Source organism: Janthinobacterium sp. MP5059B, from assembly GCF_001758645.1.
In the GTDB taxonomy this organism is placed as follows: Bacteria; Pseudomonadota; Gammaproteobacteria; order Burkholderiales; family Burkholderiaceae_D; genus Janthinobacterium; species Janthinobacterium lividum.
Genome location: NZ_LRHX01000006.1, coordinates 111,442 through 130,415, shown reverse-complemented (window position 1 = coordinate 130,415; position 18,974 = coordinate 111,442). Strand labels below are relative to the sequence as shown.

Here is an 18,974-nt window from a genome sequence, read left to right as displayed (position 1 = left end):
TTTATAATGCAAGGTTTATGGCGTAGCGCCGTGATTTACTTTCAACAAGGACTTCCGTAGAGTCTGTGTTGCTGAGTAACTAGTTGAATAGCAACCCGACCTGCATAAAGACACCGACGCCGTGCCCTCCTTCCCTCTCCACCGGCAGCGCTCCGCGCCGCCCGCCCTGCTCGTCGTGCTGCTGGCCTCGCTGCTGGCATCATTGCTGGCCTGCACGGCGCTGGCCCCGTGCGCGTGGGCGCAAACGGGCGCGGCGACGGACGCCAGGCGTCCCGCCGAGGTGGCCCAGGTCCTGTTTGGCATCATCAGTTATGTGCGCTGGCCCGTGGCGCGCCAGGAAGTGCGCGTCTGCATGCTCGGTGCGGCCCGTTACGGCACGGCCATCGTCGACACGCCCGCTTCCAGCCTGGGCCAGCGCATCCGCGTGAAAATCCCGGCGGCAGCCGCCGCTGTCAGCGAATGCGACGTCGTCTACCTGGGCAGCCTGCCCGAGGGCGAACGCGAGCATCTGCTGGCGCAGATCATCGGCAAGCCGATTTTATCGGTGGCCGAACCCGGCACGTCCTGCGCCGTGGGCACCATGTTCTGCCTCCGCCTCGCCGAGGCGCAGATCGGTTTTGACGTCAACCTCGACGCCATCGCCCGCAGCGGCCTGCGCGTGCATCCGAACGCCTTGCAAATTGCACGTCGCAAGGGACCGCCGCCATGAGCGCCCGGATGAGCAACAAGCCTGCCCGCCGGCCCCGCCCGACGCTCGACAGCGTGCTGCGGCGCGCCCACCTGAGCGTGTCGCTGATCGCCGTGCTGGCGGCCGGCCTGACCCTGACGGCCGTGGCGCTGCTGGCCCTGCGCGTGTATTCGGACCAGAACCTGCGCCTGGTGGCCCGCTCGATGAGCTACACGGTGGAAGGGGCCGTCGTCTTTGGCGATTCCATGGCCGCCAAGGAGGCGCTGGCCTTGATCGGCGTCAATGAAGACATCGACCAGGCGCAGGTGAGCGACACGGCCGGCAACGTGCTGGCCCGCTGGGAACGGGGCGAACACGGCACGCGCTACTACATCGAACGCGCGCTGACGGGCTGGATGCTGCCCGATTCGCTGACCTTCCCCATCACGCGCAACGAACAGGCCATCGGCAGCATCAAGCTGGTGCCGCACAGCCGCAGCCTGCTGCCCTTCCTGCTCAGCGGCCTGACCTGCCTGCTCGCCTGCCTGGTGCTCAGCCTCGTCGTCGCCGTGCGCCTGTCGCGCAGCATGGAAACGGAGATCACGTCGCCCCTGCGCCACCTGGCGGAAACGGCCCACCGCGTGCGGCGCGACCGCTCGTTCGAACTGCGCGTGCCGCCGGCCAACATTGCCGAGCTGAACCAGATCAATGACGACTTCAACGCCCTGCTCGACGAACTGGAAGCATGGCAAAGCCATCTGCAAAAGGAAAATGCCTCGCTGTCGCACCGCGCCAATCACGACAGCCTGACGGGCCTGTCCAACCGCGCCTTCATGGAAGCGGAGCTGGAACGCGCCATCCTCGAAGCGCGGGTCGGCAATGGCAAGGTGGCCGTGCTGTTCCTCGACAGCGACCGTTTCAAATATATCAACGACACCTTCGGCCATGCCTCGGGCGACCGCGTGCTGGTGACGATCGCCGCGCGCATCAAGCAGCAATTGCGCGAGGGCGACCTGGTGGCGCGCCTGGGCGGCGACGAATTCGCCATCCTGCTCAAGCCGCTGCGCAACAGCAGCGACGCCATGCACATCGCCGACAACATCATCGCCGCCATGGCGCAAGCCATTGAGCTGCCCACCGGCAATAGCATCGTCAGCTCGCTGACCATCGGCGTGGCCGTCTTCCCCGATCACGCCATCGACGCCGTTTCGCTGGTCGGCGCGGCGGACGAAGCCATGTACCGCGCCAAGCAGGCGCAGCGCGGCACGCGCCAGGTGGCGCGCCTGCCGCAACCCCATACCCACCCCTGAATCAAGGAGCAATACCATGCAATCCATCTACAAGCAATTATGCCGCGTCTTCCTCGGCTTGTTCATGCTGGGCCTGCTGGCCGCCTGCCAGAGCACGCCAGAGAAAAAACCGCTGTTCAATGCCGAGCAAGTGGCCACCTTGAAGGAGCAAGGCTTCAACCAGACCGAAGAAGGCTGGGAGCTGAGCTTTACCGACAAGCTGCTGTTCGATTTCGGCGCTTCCAGCCTGACGGCGCCGAGCCGGGCCGCCATCCAGAAAATCAGCGCGGCCCTGCTGAAAGTGGGCATCACGCACATGCGCGTGGAAGGCCATACGGACAACGAAGGTGCCGAAGTGCTGAACAACAAGCTGTCGCTGGCGCGCGCCAACGTGGTGGCCGATGCGATGGGCGTGGCCGGCATTCCACGCGGCAATATCACCGTCAAGGGCCTGGGCATGAGCAAGCCGGTCGCCTCGAACGCCAGCAAGGCCGGCAAGGCGGAAAACCGCCGCGTCACCGTCATCGTCTCGGCTCCATGAGGACAGGCGCGCCCGCCCGCTGGGTCGTGATGGGCGTGTCCGGCCGCGGCAAGAGCGCCGTCGGCAGCCTGCTGGCCAGCGCACTGGGCGTGCCGTATGTGGAAGGCGACGACGTGCATTCCCCGGAAAACGTGGCCAAGATGGCGGCCGGCATCCCGCTCGACGACGCCGACCGTGCCGGCTGGCTGGCCGCCCTGCGCGAGCGCATCGCCACGGCCAGCGCGCAAGGCGACGGCCTCGTCGTTTCCTGCTCGGCCCTGAAGCGCGCCTACCGCGACGTGCTGCGCGAGGGCGACCCGGCCCTGCGCTTTGTCCACCTGGACGGCCCGCGCGCCGTGCTGGAAAGCCGTTTGCAGCGCCCCGGCCATTTCATGCCGGCCAGCCTGCTCGACAGCCAGCTGGCCACGCTGCAGCCGCTGCAGGCGGACGAGGCCGGCATCGTGCTCGATATCCGCCAGCCGCTGGCCGTGCTGCTCGGACAGATCCTGCAAACGCCCTGACTGGCGGCCGCGCGGCTGGACAGCCCGCGGCCCCCTGTGTAGACTGGCGCGCACTTTCATGAGGGATTTTTATGAGCACACCAACCACCAAACCAGCACCGGGCCCGGAATTCTGGGAACGCGCCGACCAGGTCATCGCCCTGGCCAATGAACAATGCATGCACAGCGGCGGCAACGAAGTCGCCACCTCGCTGCTGTACGCGGCCGCCCGCTTCAACGCCTTCCTCGTCGCCAGCAAGAGCAATGACGTGGCCAAGATGCAGGAAGAGAAGGAAGGCGCCGTGGCGTTCTTCACGGAACAGTACAAGCGCATGCTGACCGACAACTTCAACGACTACATCACCAACTTCGACAAGTACACGCAACCGTCGTCAGCCCCCAAGGGTTGATGTCCGCAGCCAGCCTGGCCAGCCACCGCGCCCGCGCCACCTACGCCGACAGCGTGCTGAAAGGTTCAGTACGCTTTGCGCCTTTGCAAGCGCTGTGGCTGATAACCATGCTGGCCGGCGCCGTGACGGGCGCCCTGCTCTGCTTCAGCTGGACCGGTTTGCTGCTGTTTGTGAGCGGCACGGCCATCGTCCTGCTGTTCGGCCATTCGCTGGGCAGCCACCGCAAGCTGATCCACGACAGCTTTGAATGCCCGCAATGGCTGGCATATGTACTCGTGTATCTGGGCGTGCTGGTGGGCCTCAGCGGCCCGCTCGGCCTGCTGCGCCAGCACGAACTGCGCGACTATGCGCAGCGCCTGCCCGATTGCCACCCGTATCTGCGCCACGGCGCCGGCTTCTGGAACGATGCCTGGTGGCAATTGTTCTGCCGCCTTGACCTCGATCACCCGCCGCACATCGCCATCGAGCCGCGCATCGCGCACGACCGCTTCTATCGTTTTCTGGAAAGAACCTGGATGCTGCAGCAACTGCCGTGGGCCGTGCTGTTCTACGCCTGGGGCGGCTGGGTCCTGGTCTGCTGGGGCGTCTGCGCGCGGGTCAGCGCCGGCGTGCTCGGTCACTGGCTGATCGGCTACTTCGCCCACAACCATGGCCAGATGCACTTTCATGTCGACGGCGCGGCCGTGCAGGGCCGGAATATCCGCCTGACATCGCTGCTGACCATGGGCGAATGCTGGCACAACAACCATCATGCGTATCCGGGCTCGGCCAGGCTGGGCCTGCTGCAGGGAGAATGGGACCCGGGCTGGTGGGTACTGCTGCTCTTGCGGCGCCTGGGCCTCGTGTCCAGCTTGCGCCTGCCGCAAGACCTGGCGCCGCGGCCGGAACTGCGCCGCATTGATACCGCTAGCGCTCAGGCGCCGTCGCCACCGGCCAGGTAATTGTTTTTGACGCGCACGTAATGCTCGGCCGAATAGCGCAGGTAGGCGATCTCGGCTTCGGTGAGCGCGCGCACCTTGGCGGCGGGCCGGCCCACGTACAGATGGCCGCTTTCCAGCACCTTGCCCGGCGATACCAGGCTGCCCGCACCCAGCATCACGTGCTTTTCCACCACCACGTCATCCATGACGATGCTGCCCATGCCGATCAGGCACTCGTCGCCGATGGTGCAGCCGTGCAAGATCACGGAGTGGCCGATGGTCACGTAGTTGCCGATGGTCAGCGGTGAACCATCGGGCTTGGCCGCATTCCTGTGCGACACGTGGCCCATGGAAAAGTCCTGGATATTGCTGCCTTCGCCGATGACGATGCGGTTGACGTCGCCGCGCAGCACGCTGTTGCACCAGATGGAGCAGTCGTCGCCGATCTGCACATCGCCGATCACTTGCGCCGTGTCATGCAGGTAGACGCGCTCGCCCACGACGGGGCGGGTATTCAGGTAGGAACTGACAGGCATCGCTTTCTCACTCTTCATAAATAGTAAACATTCACACCCAGCCGGCGGCCAGCGCAAAAATCGCCAGCCCATGCGCCAGGGACGCGCCCAGCAGGCCGGCACGGCAATATACCAGCCCCGCCACCACGCCTTCGATCACGGTAAACACGAGGATGGGCGCGCCCACCTGCGTGACGGTGGTGGCGAGGAAGGCGTGGCACAGGCCGAACAGCAGGCCCGACACCAGCGCCGCGCGCCAGGCCGGCAGCCAGGCACGCAATTGCTGCTGCAGCAAGCCGCGAAACAGCAATTCCTCATAACAATTGGCCGCCAGCGCAAAACCCAGCAGCAAGGGCAGCGCGGATGGCGCGACGGGCGCCAGCGAGGGCAAGTTAAACACGGCTTTCAAGCCCGTCGCCAGCGCGATGATCAGGGCGGCGCCCGCCACGCCCAGCAGCACGGACAGGGCTGGCCGCATGCCGAACCAGTGGATCTGGCGGCGCGCCTCACTTTCCAGCCAGCATGTGCTGGCCACCAGCCCCAGCGACATGGCGCCCAGCGCCAGCAAGACCAGCGGCGGCGCCGTGAAACGCAAGCCGCCCGCCGCCACTTGCCAGTAGCCGTGCGCCGTCATCGCATCGCGCGCCAGCACGAAAAATAAAATGTGCACGAGCACGCGCAGCAGCGGCACCGAGCGTGGCACAGTACGTGGCAACACCAGCAGCAAGGCGCCGCAAACGAGGAAGGCGGGCGTGATCGCCAGCAGATACTGCGCCAGGGAAGTGATCTCGGGCATCGTTCGGGTCAAGTCGGAATACGGTGCCAACGGGCACGGGCGCAGCAATTGTATGCGCCGGCTGGCAAAACGGGCAACCTATCTTGCTATGCCGCCTTGCGCCATCCATGCATCAGGCCATGCGCCGCCAGTCCGGCCGCCAGTCCCCACAGGGCGCCGCCCACACCCAGCAGTGTCACATTCGCGGCCGTCGCCAGGAAAGTAATCAAGGCCGTTTCGCGCATGCGCACGTCCGCCATCGCCTGCGCCAGGCTGTTGCCGATGGCGCCCAGCAGGGCCAGGCCCGCCAGCGCCGTGATGAAGCTGCGCGGCAAGACCATGAACAGGCTGGCCAGGGTGACGCCGAAGATGCCCACCAGAATGTACAGCACGCCGCAAGCGAGCCCCGCGACATAGCGCTTCGACGGATCCGCATGCGCATCCTTGCCCGTGCAGATGGCGGCCGTGATGGCGGCCACGTTGAAGGCGTGCGCGCCGAATGGCGCCATGAGCAGCGAACCGAGGCCCGTCACCGTCAGGATGGGATTGGCGCTGACCTGGTAGCCGTCATTGCGCAGCACCAGCATACCGGGCATGTACTGCCCCGTCAGGGTGATCAGGAACAGGGGCAGCGCCACGCCCAGCAGGGACGCCACGGAAAAGCGCGGCATCTCGAACACGGGCGCGGCCAGGGCCAGTGCTATGCCTTGCGCATCGATGCGTCCCTGCGCCAGCAGCAGGACCAGGCCGATCAGCATGATGCCGACGACGGCAAAGCGTGCCGTGAAACGGCGCAGCACGGCATACGACAGCAGCAACACCACCACCAGCAGCGGGTCGGCGCTGGCGCCGCCAAACGCATTCACGCCAAACTGCAGCAGGATACCGGCCAGCAAGCCGGCAGCGATGCCGCCAGGAATCAAGCGTACCAGGCGCTCGAAGGCGCCGGACATGCCCAGTACAATGAAGGCGATGGCGGAGATCATGTAGGCGCCGATCACCTCGGCATACGGCGTGTGCGGCATGACGGTGGCCAGGAAGGCCACGCCGGGCGTGGACCAGGCCGTGATGATGGGCGCGCGGTAGCGGTAGCTGAGCCAGATGCCCGTCACGCCCACGCCGATGCTCAGCGACCAGACCCAGGACGCCGTCTGCGCCGCGCTCAGCTGGGCCAGCTGGGCTGCCTGGAACACCAGCACGAAGGTGCCGCCATAGTTGACGAGGACAGAGATGAAGGCCGCCATGGCGGGGGATGCCAGGTCGCGCCAGCGCGCCTGGCGCCTGTTGCCGGTTGCGGCCGATGGTGTGGAGCTTGTGTGCATGCGTGTGCCTTTGCCTGATGTTCAAAAGGGGCATCTTAACGGCCACATGGACTGCTCAAACAGGCCACTTTTCGCATGCATAACAGACCACTTGAATACTTACCCCAGCGCGCGGGCCAGGCGGACGATACCGCTGTCGATCTCGTGCGGCGTGAGTGCGGCAAAGCCCAGCAGCCAGCCGCCCCGCGGGGGCGGCGTTGCATACAGCCGGCTCAGGCCCGGCAGCACAATGCCCGCCTGCGCCGCCAGGCGTATCGTCTCCAGCTCGTCCCTGCCCTCGTGCAGCAGACACGGCATCTGCAAACCGCCCGGCGGCAGCTGCGCCGCGACCACGTGCGGCAAGTGCCGGTGGACGGCCTGCGCCATCGCATCGCGGCGCACGGCGTAGACCTTGCGCATGGCGCGCACATGTGCCGCGAAATGGCCATCGGCGATGAAACGGGCCAGTGTCAGCTGGTCCAGCTGCGGCGTGTGGCCATCGAGAATGCTGCGCGCATGGGTCATCGGCTTGACCAGCGCGGGCGGCAGCACCATGTAGCCGATGCGCAGGCCCGGATACAGCGACTTGGCGAAGGTACCCAGGTAAATCGTGCGCTGCTGCGTGTCCAGCCCCTGCACGCACGCCGTCGGCAAGCCCGCGTAGTGAAACTGGCTGTCGTAATCATCCTCGATGATCCAGCCCTGGCGTTCCGCAGCCCAGGCAGTCAGGGCCAGCCGGCGCTCGAGCGCCAGGGTGGCGCCCGTCGGGTATTGATGCGAGGGCGTGACGTAAATCGTGTTGGCGCCGCTGCGGTCCGCGCGCAGGTGCTCGATGGACAAGCCATGCGCATCGACGGGGACTGGCACGACCCGCAATTGCGCCATCTCGAACGCCTTGCGCGCGCCGAAATAGCCGGGGTCTTCCATCAGGATGGGGCCATGCGCGTCGGCCAGCACTTGCGCGCACAGGTACAGGGCCTGGCGCGTGCTGCTCAGCACAAGCACCTGGTCCGCCGTGGCCCGCGCACCCCGCTCCAGGTTCACATAGTCGGCGATGGCCTGGCGCAGCGGTTCCGCGCCTTGCGGGTCGCCGTGCAGCAGCACGCCGGCCTGGTGTTCGCAGGCGGCCTGGCGCCGCAAGCGCTCCCACACGTCGAGCGGAAAGGCCCGCGTTTCCGGCAAGCCCGTGGCGAATGCCTTCACGCTCTGCTGGTCGGCCACGCCGCCGCTGGCGAAAATCTGCGCGCCGCGCGCGCTGAGGGCCACCGGCTGCGCGGACAAGGGCGGCAGCGTCATCGCAGGCTTGCCCAGCAAGCTCGCGCCTATCGTCGGCGAGACAAAACTGCCCGATCCCGCCTGCCGCCGCAGATAGCCATCGAGACGCAGCTGCGCATACGCCATTTCCACCGTATCGCGCGACACGCCCAGCGATTGCGCCAGCGCGCGCGTAGCCGGCAGGCGCAGGCCGGGCGCCAGCACGCCGTCGAGTATCAGCTGGCGCAGCGCGCGCTGCACCCGCACGCGCAAGTCGAGCGCCGCCAGTTCGGGCGCGGCGATACGGATTTTCAGGGTGTCGAGTTCGAACTGCGGCGTCATATGGCCTTGGCGCGGGCCGCATCCACGGCAGCCATGCTGCTGGCCAGCGAAAAACCGTGCTGCTGCAGCACCGCCACCAGTTGCTCGCCGGCGCAGCCCAAACGCAGGTTTTCCGCCACCCAGTCTTGCCAGGCGGCGCCGATCTCCGGCATGGGCTCATCTTCCAGCGCGAGACCGAGTATGCATGCGGCCAGCAAGCCGTTGATGCGCTTCGTGTCGATCAGGTGCTGCACCACCGCATGGCCCGACTGCGGGAACGGGTGCAGGGTGCAGCGGCCGAACGCAGCCAGGCGCTGCGCGTGCATGGCGTCGAGGTTGACCGATTCGCTGGCGCTGGCGCCGGCACTGGCCGCGTCCGGTCGCGTGCCGAACACCAGGTGCAGCTGCGTATCGTCCGTCGCCCTGGCGCGGCACAGGGCCGCCAGGTCGTAGTAGCCAGACGGCGGCGGGTCTTGCGCCAGCGATTCCATCACGGGCAGCCAGCGCAGCTCGTGGTACAAGCGCGCCTGCTGCACATCGAGGAAGGACAGCGGCCCGAAGGCGACGATCTGCTGCGCGTCCAGCAGCAAGCCATACATGACGGCCGCGTACGCGCCCATGGATTGGCCGACGGTGGTGACTTGACTGGGCGCGATGCGGCGCACGAGTTCGCGCAGGGCCTGCGCCGTTTCATCCACATGGCTGCCCAGGCCCGCGATGCGGCGGTGGTACCAGGCATTGCCCGAATCGCGCACGAGGATCTTGTTCAGATGCTGGCCGCTGGCCTGCTCCAGCTTGCGCAGGCGCCCGTAAAAATCGAAGGCGGGACGCGTCGTCCACGACACGAAACCGAAGGCGATCACCAGCGGCGCGCCGGGCACGATGCGGTCGACCAGCACGTCGTCGGCACTGGTGGCGACCAGTCGATTATCCAGCGCTTGCGCTTGCAGCATCGGCCCGGCTCCCCGATCAAGGTTAAAACAATAGAAAGCATGAGTGTAATGCCAGTACTGGCAAAATGGAAACATTCGCCGCTGCAGTACGCCGGCCGGCTCGAAAAATCTGCTAGTGTGCAGGCATTTCCCCCTCACAGGAGCGCCCCATGCTGCATCGCCTGACGCATCGTCTCACCTACCTGCCCCTTGCCGCCGCCATCGCCATGGCCGGCGGCTGCGCCACCACGCCCGACAGCGCCAAGCCGGACACCGGTCTGACACCGATGTACAGCCTGACGAATACCTACTGGAAGCTGACGCAGCTTGATGGCGCCGACGTGACGATGGCGCCGGAGCAGGAGCGCGAAGTGCGCATCACCCTCACCGACGATGGCAAGGTCCATGGGTTCACGGGCTGCAACCAGGTCATGGGCGGCTATACCTTGAGCGGCAACGTCCTGCGCTTCACGCAACTGGCCGGCACCCGCATGGCCTGCCCGCCGCCCCTGATGCAGCTGGAAAGCGCGGTATTGGCCAATTTGAACAGCGTGACGGGCTACCGCTTCGAAGGCGAGTACCTGATCCTGCTCAAGGATGGCGCGCCCGTGGCCAGGTTTGAATCGGTCTACCTGTGAAATAAAAATCGACTGCCGTTACAATGGCTTCCAGCCCATCATCCGGAAGGAAGCCATGTCCGCACTGCCCTCGCCGTCTTCATCCCCGACACCATCTGCCGCCGGCCGCTACCGGGCTTTTCTTTTTGATATGGACGGCACCGTCATCAATTCCATCGCCGCCGCCGAACGCATCTGGGGCACCTGGGCACAGCGCCAGGGCCTCGACGTGGCGGCCTTCCTGCCCACCATCCACGGCGCGCGCTCGGTCGACACCATCGCCAAGCTGCGCTTGCCCGGCGTTGACGCGCAGCGCGAATCGCAGGGCATCACGGATGCGGAAATCATCGATGTGGAAGGCATTATTGAAATCGCGGGCGCGCTGCGCTTCTTGCAGTCGCTGCCGCCCGCGCAATGGGCCATCGTCACCTCGGCGCCGAGGGCGCTGGCCACGGCGCGCCTGAAGGCGGCCGGCATGCCCATCCCCGCCATCATGGTGACGGCGGAAGACGTCAAGGCCGGCAAGCCGAAACCCGATTGCTATTTGCTGGCGGCGGAAAAACTGGGCGTGGCGCCCTCAGACTGTCTGGTATTCGAGGATGCCTCGGTCGGCATCGAGGCGGGAGAAGCGGCCGGTGCGAAGGTCATCGTCGTCACTGCCACGCATGCGCATCCGCTGGCCACGCGCCACCCGGCCATCGACAGCTACGAACGCATCGTGGCAACCGTCGATGGTGACGGCTTTATTGTCCTGGCGGAGATGGCTGCAACACCCGCGACAAGATAGCCTGTTCCAGCGCGGCGAAAGCCGCATGGCCGCGCTGTCGCGGGCGCGGCAAATCCACCTGCACGTCCATGGTGATCTGCCCATCCTCGATCAGCAGCACGCGGTCGGCCAGGGCCACGGCCTCGGCCACGTCATGCGTCACCAGCACGGCCGTGAAGCCGCGCGCCAGCCACAGCGACTCGATCAGCTGCTGCATCTCGATGCGCGTCAGGGCGTCGAGCGCCCCCAAAGGCTCGTCGAGCAGCAGCAGTTGCGGCTCGTGCACAAGGGCGCGGGCCAGCGCCACCCGCTGTTTCTGCCCGCCCGACAGGGCCGATGGCCAGTCGTCCGCCCGCTCGGCCAGGCCCACCGTCCACAGCGAAGCGGCCGCCGCACCGACGGAACGGGGCAGGCCCAGGGCCACGTTGTCGAGCACGGTCTTCCACGGCAGCAAGCGCGACTCCTGAAACATGATGCGGATGTCGGGCGCGCCGATGCCGCTGCCGATGGCGATTCTGCCGTCATCGACGCTTTCCAGGCCCGCGATCGAGCGCAGCAAGGTACTCTTGCCGCAGCCGCTGCGCCCCACGATGGCGACAAATTCGCCCGCTTCCAGCTGCAGGTCGACGTTTTTCAGCACGGAGCGGCTGGTGTAGGATTTGCTCAGGTTCGTCAGCGCCAAGGGTACGCCGCGCCGTTGCAAGGGAGCCTGTGGGGCTATCTTCGCCTGCGGCGGCGCACTGGCCGGGTCGTACTGCACGAAGTGCGACAGGAAATCCGTTTCGATCTGGATGGGGGCAAGCAGCATGGTGTCTTCTTTCGTCATTAGCGGTAAGCGGGATTCCAGCGCAGGCAGTGGCGCTCCAGCCGGCGCGAGAACAAATCGGCCAGCTTGCCCAGCAAGGCATACAGCAGTATCCCCACCAGCACCACGTCCGTTTGCAAAAATTCGCGCGCATTCATGGTCATGTAGCCGATGCCGGCCTGCGCCGAGATGGTTTCGGCGACGATCAGCAGCACCCACACGAGGCCCAGCGAAAAGCGCACGCCCACCAGAATGGAAGGCATGGCGGCCGGCAGGATCACGTCGCGGTACAAGGGCCAGCCGGACAAGCCATAGCTTTTCGCCATTTCGATCAAGCCCTGGTCGGCCGAGCGGATGCCGTGGAAGGTATTCAGGTAGACGGGAAAGAACACGCCGACGGCCAGCAGAAACAGCTTGGCCGTCTCGTCGATGCCGAACCACAGGATCACCAGCGGAATCAGGGCCAGGGCCGGGATGTTGCGCACCATTTGCAGGGTCGTGTCGAGCAGTGTTTCCGCATGGCGGAAACTGCCCGTCAATAACCCCAGCAGCAAGCCCAGTCCCGCGCCGACGGCGAAACCGACCGTCGCACGCCACAAGCTCGTTTTCAGGTGCAGCCACAGTTCGCCCGACACGGCCAGGTGCCAGAAGGCTTTCGCCACGGCCCACGGTTCGGGCAGGATGCGGCTCGACAGCCAGCCCCACTGCGCCGCCAGTTGCCAGGCCAGCAGCAGCGCCACAGGCAAGGCCCATGGCGCCAAGGCATTGCGCCACGGCGCGGCGCCTGCCCGTTGTATGGAGCCGGCCGCCATCTCAGGCCGCCTTTTTCTGCGGCGCGGCCGGCACGATATTGCTGGCCATGACTTCGCCGAAGGGCCCCGTCAGTGACTGCTCGCCCACGGCCTTGCCCTTGCCCAGCAGCGGAAATACCAGTTCGGCGAAGCGGTACGACTCTTCCAGGTGCGGATAACCAGAGAAAATGAAGGTATCGATGCCCAGGTCCGCGTATTCCTGCATGCGCGCCACCACGGTCGGGCCGTCGCCGACCAGGGCCGTGCCCGCGCCGCCGCGCACCAGGCCCACGCCGGCCCAGAGATTCGGCGACACTTCGAGCTTGTCGCGCCGCCCGCCATGCAAGGCCGCCATGCGCTGCTGGCCCACGGAATCCATCTTGCCGAAGGCCGCCTGCGCCTTGGCGATGATGTCGTCATCGAGGTGGCTGATCAGTTCATCGGCCGCGCGCCAGGCCGCCTCGTTGGTTTCGCGCACGATCACGTGCAGGCGGATGCCGAAGCGCACCGTGCGGCCTTTTTTTGCTGCGCGCGCGCGGATGTCGGCAATTTTCTCGGCCACGGCGGCCGGCGGTTCGCCCCACGTCAGGTACACGTCCATCTGCTCGGCCGCCAGTTCATGCGCCGGCTCGGACGAGCCGCCGAAATACAGGGGCGGATACGGTTTCTGCACGGGCGGGTACAGGGTTTTCGCGCCCTTTACCTGGATATGCTTGCCCTCGAAATCGTAGCCGGCCGCGCCGCCCTCGCCCGCCAGTGTGGCGCGCCACACCTTGATGAATTCATCGGAAATTTCATAGCGCTTGGCGTGGTCGGCAAACAGCCCGTCCGCTTCCAGCTCGCCCTGGTCGCCGCCCGTGACGACATTGATCAAGAGGCGCCCGTTCGACAGGCGGTCAAACGTGGACGCCATGCGCACGGCCAGGCCGGGCGTGGACAGGCCGGGGCGGATAGCCACGAGGAATTTGAGCTTTTGCGTCACGCTGATCAGCGACGACGCCACCACCCACGCGTCTTCGCAGGAGCGGCCCGTGGGCAGCAGCACGCCGTCGTAGCCGAGCGTGTCGGCGGCCACCGCCACCTGGCGCAGATAATCGGCATCGACGGGGCGCGCGCCCTGCGACGTGCCCAGGTAGCGGCTGTCGCCGTGGGTAGGGATGAACCAGAAGACATTCAATGACATGGCGTGCTTTCCTTTGCTTGTTTCTTTGCTTGTTTATTTTGTGCTGGTGGCGAGCTGGCGCGCCGGCAGCAGCGCGTCCTTGACGACGATCGGTTTCGGAATCAGCTTCAGGCTGGAAAACGCGTCCGCCACCCTTTGCTGCGAAGCGATGACATCGACCGACACGGGTTTGACGCCATACGCATAGCGCGAAGCGGCCAGCGCCACGACATCCTTGCCCAGCCCCGTCTGCGCGGCGAGAATCGTCGCCACTTCGTCGGGGTTGTTGCGGCCCCAGTCATCGACCTTGGCCACCTCGTCGAGCACGATGCGCAGGATCTCGGGATTTTTTTCCGCATACGTGCGCGAAGCCAGGTAGAACTGGTAGTTCGCCACCAGGCCCTTGCCATCGGCCAGGACGCGGGCGCCCAGCTGCTTTTCGGCGGCCGCCAGGAACGGATCCCAGATGGCCCACGCGTCCACGCTGCCCCGCTCGAAGGCGGCGCGCGCATCGGCCGGCGGCAGGAACACGGGCTGGATGTCGGCGTACGCGACACCGGCCTTTTCCAGCGCCTTCAATAACAGGTAATGCACGTTCGAGCCCTTGTTCAGGGCGATTTTCTTGCCCTTCAAGTCGGCCAGGGTGCGCAGGCCGGAACCCTTGGGCACGACGATGGCTTCGCTGGCCGGCGACGCCGGCTCATTGCCGACATACACCAGGTTCGCGCCGGCCGCCTGGGCAAAGATCGGCGGCGCCTCGCCTACCGTGCCGAAGTCGATGCTGCCCACGTTGAGGCCTTCCAGCAGCACGGGACCGGCCGGGAACTCCGTCCATTTCACGCCCACGCCCTGCTCTGCCAGGCGTTTTTCCAGGGTGCCGCGCCCTTTGAGCAGGGTCAATGTGCCGTATTTCTGGTAACCGATGCGGACCTCCCCCTTGGCCTGCGCCTGCGCCTGCGCCGCGGCCGGCATGCCGGCCGCCATCACGCCCGCGGCGGCGGCAAACAGCAGGCCCAGGGTGGTACGGCGCGAGAGTCGTTGTGCGTGGCGGTGTGTCATGGCAGTTCCTTGGTCGGTGAATAATCAGGCGGCTTGATACTGGGGCGCGTAAGGCTGGTCTTGCAGCGAACGCACGGGCAACGGGATATCGGCGGGCGCGGGCGGACGCTGTCCCTGCAGCACGAACAGGCCGGTGGAGAGTTCCTCGATGCCGGCCTGCACGCGTTCGGCAATCGGCGCATCCAGGCTCAGGCCCCGCTCTTCATGCCACGCCAGCTGCTGCGCATTGGCATAGATGCTGGTGAAGACTTGCTTGGCGCCCAGCGCATGCAGCACGGGACGCAGCGCATAGTCGAGCGCCAGGGTGTGGGCATGGCCGCCGCCCGTGGCCAGCGGCAGCACCAGCTTGCCGGCCAGGCCATCTTGCGGCAACAGGTCGAGGAAGGCTTTCAGCAAGCCGGTATACGAAGCCTTGTAGATGGGCGTGGCGATCACGATGGCGTCCGCGTCGGCCACGGCGCGCACGGCGCGGGCAATCGCCGCGTCGTCGTAGTCGGCCAGCAGCAAGGCATGCGCCGGCAAGTCGCGCACATGCAGCTTGGCGTAGCTATGGCCCTGCAGCGCCAGCTGTTCGCCGATATGCAGCAGCAGACGGCTGGAACTCGATGGGAGTTGCGGGCTACCGCCCAATAACAAGATGCTCATGTGATGCCCGTCCCTGTACGTTGTCGGATTGGAGTTGCTCGGATGCTTGCAGCCTATCGCCATCAGCAGCCGTGTAAAACGAATGCTTTCGCGCTTCGATATGCGTTTTTTGACTATCCGGGCCTGACGCCCCGCAAGCGAAGTCGCCGCTCCTTGCGCGGCTTTTTTCGCATATCCATGCGCGGTTTTCTTCGTGTACGGCGCGTGCCTGGCGGTGCAATATCGGCGTCATCGTCTTTCTGGAATGTCACCCATGTCTAGCGTTTTTCTCCATGCCGCCCGTCCTCAGCCACCTGTGCCGGAACCCCTGCAGGACGCCATCAGCATCGCCACGTCGCTGGCCGCGCACCTGTCTGAAACGGCCAATGCCCGCGACCAGGCCGGCGGGCACGCTGCGCAGGAACGCGAATGGCTGCGCGAGTCGGGTTTGCTCACCTTGTCGATCCCCGTGGAATTCGGCGGCCAGGGCGCGTCGTGGCCCCTCGTGTACCAGGTGATCCGCATCCTGGCGCGGGCCGACAGCGCACTGGCGCATGTCTTCGGCTTCCACCACCTGCAGCTGGCCGGCCTGCAGCTGTATGGCAGCGCGCAGCAGCAGCGCCGCCTGCTCGCCTTGACCGTCGACGAGCGCCTGTTCTGGGGCAATGCCTTGAATCCCCTCGACAAACGGGTCACCGCGGCCGACAGCGACGACGGTTTCACCCTCGACGGCATCAAGAGCTTTTCTTCCGGTTCCGTGGGGTCGGACTGGCTGACCGTCTCCGCCTGGCATGCGCCCACGCAAACGGCGCTGATCGCCGCCCTGCCCACGCGCCAGGATGGCGTGACCGTGCAGGCGGACTGGGATGCCTTCGGCCAGCGCCAGACGGACAGCGGCAATGTGCATTTCCACGGCGTCGCCCTGCCGCGCGAACTGGTGCTGCAAGCGCCCGCGCAGGCCGCCACGCCGCAAGCCACCGTGCGCTCGCAGATCGCGCAGCTGATCATGGCCAACCTCTATCTGGGCATCGCCGAAGGCGCGTTCGAGGCGGCGCGCCGCTACACGGACGAGCAGGCGAAAGCCTGGTTTGCCTCGGGCGTGGCCAAGGCAACGGACGACCCATTGGTGCAGCACCGCTACGGCCAGCTGTGGCTCTTGCTGCGTCCCGCGCAAGTGCTGGCCGACGCGGCGGCGCAGGAACTGGAAAAGGTGTTCCGCAAGGGCGCGCTGGTGACGGCGCGCGAACGGGGCTTGCTGGCCGTGGCCGTGGCCGAAGCCAAGTGCCTGGCGCACAAGGCGGGACTGGAGATCAGCAGCCAGATGTTCGAACTGACGGGTGCCCGTTCCACCTCGGCCCAGTATGGCTACGACCGTTTCTGGCGCAACGTGCGCGTGCATACCCTGCACGACCCCATCGACTACAAGCTGCGCGACCTGGGACGCTTTGCCTTGACCGGCACGGTGCCCGAACCAACCGCGTATTCATAATTCACCCACCAAGGAGCCACCATGACCATCGCCCGCCGCAGCATCCTCCTCACCGCCCTGACCCTGGCGTTGACGGCCACCTTCGCCCACGCCAAGGACCCGAAGGACATCACCATCGGCACCAGCGCCGGGCCGTACGCGGACCAGATCAAGCTGGGCATCAAACCCATCCTGGAAAAGCAGGGCTACAAGGTCAAGCTGGTGGAATTCAACGACTACATCCAGCCGAACTTCGCGCTGGCCGAGGGTTCGCTGGACGCCAACGTCTTCCAGCACATCGTCTACCTGAAGAAATTCGCGCTGGAGCACAAGCTGGCCCTGACGGACCTGATCACGATCCCCACGGCGCCGATAGCCATCTACAGCAAGAAGCACAAGACCCTGGACGACGTGAAGGAAGGCACGACGGTGGGCTTGCCGAACGATCCGACCAACCAGGCGCGCGCGCTGGTGCTGCTCGACCAGCTCGGTTGGATCAAGCTGCGCGCCAGCTTCGACCCCGTGCGCGCGTCGGAAAAGGATATCGCCGTCAACACGAAGAAAATCAAGCTGCTGCCGCTGGAAGCGGCGCAGCTGCCACGCTCGCTGGGCGACACCGACTACTCCTTCATCAACGGCAATTACGCGCTGGCGTCGGGGCTGAAACTGACGGATGCGCTGGTGGCCGAGAAAATCTCGCCCAACTACATCAACCTGGTGGCCATCCGCACGGCGGACAAGGACAAGCAGTTCGCGAAGGACCTGGCGGCCGCCTACCGCTCGCGCGAATTCCTCGATATCACCAATAAACACTTTGCCGGCTATTCGAAACCCGACTACCAGCAAGCCTTGCAGACGGCGGCCAAGTAAGCCATGGCAAAGACGATACGCTTCAACGCCTTCCAGATGAATACCGTCGGCCACCAGTCGCCGGGCCTGTGGACGCATGCGCGCGACCGCAGCCACCGCTATACCGATCCGCAGCACTGGACGGAACTGGCGCGGCTGCTGGAAGCGGGCCTGTTCGACGCGGTGTTCCTGGCCGACGTGCTGGGCGTGTATGACGTGTACCGGGGCAGCCTCGATGCGGCCCTGGAACACGGCGTGCAGGTGCCGCTGAACGACCCGCTGGCCCTCGTGCCCATCATGGCGCAAGCGACCACGCACCTGGGTTTCGGCGTCACCTGCGCCCTCACCTATGAACATCCGTACACGTTCGCGCGGCGCATCTCCACCCTCGACCACCTGACTGGCGGGCGCATCGGCTGGAATATCGTCACCGGCTATCTCGATAGCGCGGCGCGCAACCTGGGCCTGAACCAGCAACTGGGCCACGACGAACGCTACGACCTGGCCAACGAATACCTCGACGTCGTCTACAAGCTGTGGGAAAAAAGCTGGGACGACGACGCCGTCGTCAACGACAAGGCACGCGGCATCTATGCCGATCCGGCCAGAGTTCATCCGATCAACCATGCCGGGCGCCACTACCAGGTGCCCGGCATCCATTTGTGCGAGCCGTCGCCGCAGCGCACGCCCCTGCTGTACCAGGCGGGCACCTCGCCGCGCGGCACGCGCTTCGCGGCGCGCCATGCGGAAGCCACCTTTGTCAGTGGCCCCAGCAAGACGGTGGTGAAACGCTACGCCGACGACCTGCGCGCCGCCGTGCGGCAGGCCGGCCGCGATGGCGACGCGCTGCTGATCTACGCGCAGGCGCTGGTCATCACGGGCGCCACAGAGGAAGAAGCGCGCGCCAAGCATGCCGACTACCTGCGCCACGTGAATATCGAGGCGGCCCTCGTGCTGCTGTCCGGCTGGACGGGCGTCGATTTCAGCAGCTACCCGCTCGACGCCACCATCGACTACATCGATTCCCCGGCAGGCCGCTCGGCGCTGGCCTCGTTCAGCCAGGCCGACCCGAGTCGCACATGGACGGTACGCGAAGCGGCCGAATACATCGGCCTGGGCGGACGCGGCCCGGTGCTGGTGGGCGATGCGCGCCAGGTGGCCGACCAGCTGGAAAACTGGCTCGACGAGACGGGCATCGACGGCTTCAACCTCGCCTTCGCCGTGGCCCACGACAGCATGGCCGACGTGGTGCAACACATCGTGCCGGAACTGCAGCGGCGCGGCCGCTACCGCACGCAATACGAGGAAGGCAGCTTGCGCCACAAGGTCTTCGGCCAGGGCCCGCGCCTGCCCGCCGATCACGCGGGCCGGCAGGTCAGCATCGCTCCCGCCAACGCCGGCCTGGCAGCGGCCTGACGCATCAGATTCC

The 18,974-nt window shown here is 66.1% G+C and carries 21 protein-coding genes; 11 read left to right on the top strand and 10 right to left on the bottom strand.

The features are described from left to right. Positions 1-121: 121 nt before the first annotated feature. The 6 genes from JAB1_RS05370 to JAB1_RS05345 all read left to right on the top strand — a co-directional run bounded on the left by JAB1_RS05370 (position 122) and on the right by JAB1_RS05345 (position 4,327). A complete protein-coding gene (locus JAB1_RS05370) occupies positions 122-709 on the top strand; it encodes a YfiR family protein (protein ID WP_254671983.1) in 588 nt (195 codons plus the stop codon). Continuing rightward, complete coding sequence (locus tag JAB1_RS05365; protein WP_034782885.1) at positions 706-1,977, top strand: diguanylate cyclase; 1,272 nt, start codon at positions 706-708, stop codon at positions 1,975-1,977. Before JAB1_RS05370 ends, JAB1_RS05365 begins: the two co-directional genes overlap by 4 nt. A 16-nt stretch (positions 1,978-1,993) precedes the next feature. Next, a complete protein-coding gene (locus JAB1_RS05360; RefSeq protein WP_070279100.1) occupies positions 1,994-2,497 on the top strand; it encodes an OmpA family protein in 504 nt (167 codons plus the stop codon). After that, the gene (locus tag JAB1_RS05355) at positions 2,494-2,997 is read left to right on the top strand and encodes a gluconokinase (protein ID WP_254671981.1); all 504 of its coding nucleotides are present in this window, start codon (positions 2,494-2,496) and stop codon (positions 2,995-2,997) included. The genes JAB1_RS05360 and JAB1_RS05355 overlap by 4 nt, the downstream gene beginning before the upstream one ends. A 71-nt stretch (positions 2,998-3,068) precedes the next feature. Continuing rightward, positions 3,069-3,386, top strand: a complete 318-nt coding sequence (locus JAB1_RS05350; RefSeq protein ID WP_034782889.1) for a DUF3144 domain-containing protein — start codon at positions 3,069-3,071, stop codon at positions 3,384-3,386. Next, positions 3,386-4,327 (top strand): fatty acid desaturase, encoded by a 942-nt coding sequence (locus JAB1_RS05345; protein WP_070279098.1) that lies wholly within the window; start codon positions 3,386-3,388, stop codon positions 4,325-4,327. Before JAB1_RS05350 ends, JAB1_RS05345 begins: the two co-directional genes overlap by 1 nt. Here the strand turns inward: JAB1_RS05345 and JAB1_RS05340 are convergent. The 5 genes from JAB1_RS05340 to JAB1_RS05320 all read right to left on the bottom strand — a co-directional run bounded on the left by JAB1_RS05340 (position 4,300) and on the right by JAB1_RS05320 (position 9,425). Further along, entirely contained in the window at positions 4,300-4,842 is a 543-nt protein-coding gene (locus tag JAB1_RS05340) for a gamma carbonic anhydrase family protein (protein WP_070259099.1), read from the bottom strand. The two genes, JAB1_RS05345 and JAB1_RS05340, sit on opposite strands and share 28 nt — an antisense overlap. Positions 4,843-4,873: 31 nt before the next feature. Next, positions 4,874-5,617, bottom strand: coding sequence for a CPBP family intramembrane glutamic endopeptidase (locus tag JAB1_RS05335; RefSeq protein WP_070279097.1), 744 nt, complete (start codon positions 5,615-5,617; stop codon positions 4,874-4,876). Positions 5,618-5,703: 86 nt separating this feature from the next. Then, entirely contained in the window at positions 5,704-6,840 is a 1,137-nt protein-coding gene (locus tag JAB1_RS05330) for a benzoate/H(+) symporter BenE family transporter (RefSeq protein WP_244965475.1), read from the bottom strand. Positions 6,841-7,017: 177 nt separating this feature from the next. Beyond that, positions 7,018-8,493 (bottom strand): PLP-dependent aminotransferase family protein, encoded by a 1,476-nt coding sequence (locus JAB1_RS05325; protein ID WP_070279095.1) that lies wholly within the window; start codon positions 8,491-8,493, stop codon positions 7,018-7,020. Continuing rightward, positions 8,490-9,425 carry a hypothetical protein gene (locus JAB1_RS05320; RefSeq protein WP_070279094.1) on the bottom strand — a complete coding sequence of 312 codons (936 nt, stop codon included), beginning with the start codon at positions 9,423-9,425 and terminating at the stop codon, positions 8,490-8,492. Before JAB1_RS05320 ends, JAB1_RS05325 begins: the two co-directional genes overlap by 4 nt. A 149-nt stretch (positions 9,426-9,574) precedes the next feature. Between JAB1_RS05320 and JAB1_RS05315 the strand changes: the two genes are divergently transcribed. Together JAB1_RS05315 and JAB1_RS05310 are read left to right on the top strand one after the other, a co-directional pair. Next, a complete protein-coding gene (locus tag JAB1_RS05315; protein ID WP_070279093.1) occupies positions 9,575-10,042 on the top strand; it encodes an META domain-containing protein in 468 nt (155 codons plus the stop codon). A 55-nt stretch (positions 10,043-10,097) separates the two neighbouring features. Beyond that, a complete protein-coding gene (locus JAB1_RS05310; RefSeq protein ID WP_034782899.1) occupies positions 10,098-10,808 on the top strand; it encodes an HAD-IA family hydrolase in 711 nt (236 codons plus the stop codon). Here JAB1_RS05310 and JAB1_RS05305 read toward each other — a convergent pair. From JAB1_RS05305 to ssuE, 5 genes are read right to left on the bottom strand one after another with little or no spacing between them, the layout of a single operon-like run. Continuing rightward, the gene (locus JAB1_RS05305; RefSeq protein WP_070279796.1) at positions 10,765-11,595 is read right to left on the bottom strand and encodes an ATP-binding cassette domain-containing protein; all 831 of its coding nucleotides are present in this window, start codon (positions 11,593-11,595) and stop codon (positions 10,765-10,767) included. The two genes, JAB1_RS05310 and JAB1_RS05305, sit on opposite strands and share 44 nt — an antisense overlap. A 17-nt stretch (positions 11,596-11,612) precedes the next feature. After that, positions 11,613-12,404, bottom strand: coding sequence for an aliphatic sulfonate ABC transporter permease SsuC (ssuC, locus tag JAB1_RS05300; RefSeq protein ID WP_070279092.1), 792 nt, complete (start codon positions 12,402-12,404; stop codon positions 11,613-11,615). Between the two features lies 1 nt (position 12,405). Continuing rightward, positions 12,406-13,566: an FMNH2-dependent alkanesulfonate monooxygenase gene (ssuD, locus tag JAB1_RS05295; protein ID WP_070279091.1), complete on the bottom strand. Its 1,161-nt coding sequence runs from the start codon at positions 13,564-13,566 to the stop codon at positions 12,406-12,408. Positions 13,567-13,599: 33 nt separating this feature from the next. Then, the gene (locus JAB1_RS05290) at positions 13,600-14,604 is read right to left on the bottom strand and encodes a sulfonate ABC transporter substrate-binding protein (protein WP_070279090.1); all 1,005 of its coding nucleotides are present in this window, start codon (positions 14,602-14,604) and stop codon (positions 13,600-13,602) included. A gap of 24 nt (positions 14,605-14,628) precedes the next feature. Continuing rightward, complete coding sequence (gene ssuE, locus JAB1_RS05285) at positions 14,629-15,249, bottom strand: NADPH-dependent FMN reductase (protein WP_070279089.1); 621 nt, start codon at positions 15,247-15,249, stop codon at positions 14,629-14,631. A gap of 253 nt (positions 15,250-15,502) precedes the next feature. Here ssuE and JAB1_RS05280 point away from each other — a divergent pair, with 253 nt between their 5' ends. From JAB1_RS05280 to JAB1_RS05270, 3 genes are read left to right on the top strand one after another with little or no spacing between them, the layout of a single operon-like run. Next, positions 15,503-16,717: an acyl-CoA dehydrogenase family protein gene (locus tag JAB1_RS05280; RefSeq protein WP_070279088.1), complete on the top strand. Its 1,215-nt coding sequence runs from the start codon at positions 15,503-15,505 to the stop codon at positions 16,715-16,717. Between the two features lie 21 nt (positions 16,718-16,738). After that, entirely contained in the window at positions 16,739-17,566 is an 828-nt protein-coding gene (locus tag JAB1_RS05275) for a MetQ/NlpA family ABC transporter substrate-binding protein (protein ID WP_070279087.1), read from the top strand. 3 nt (positions 17,567-17,569) lie between these two features. Then, complete coding sequence (locus tag JAB1_RS05270; RefSeq protein WP_070279086.1) at positions 17,570-18,961, top strand: LLM class flavin-dependent oxidoreductase; 1,392 nt, start codon at positions 17,570-17,572, stop codon at positions 18,959-18,961. Positions 18,962-18,974: the final 13 nt, after the last annotated feature.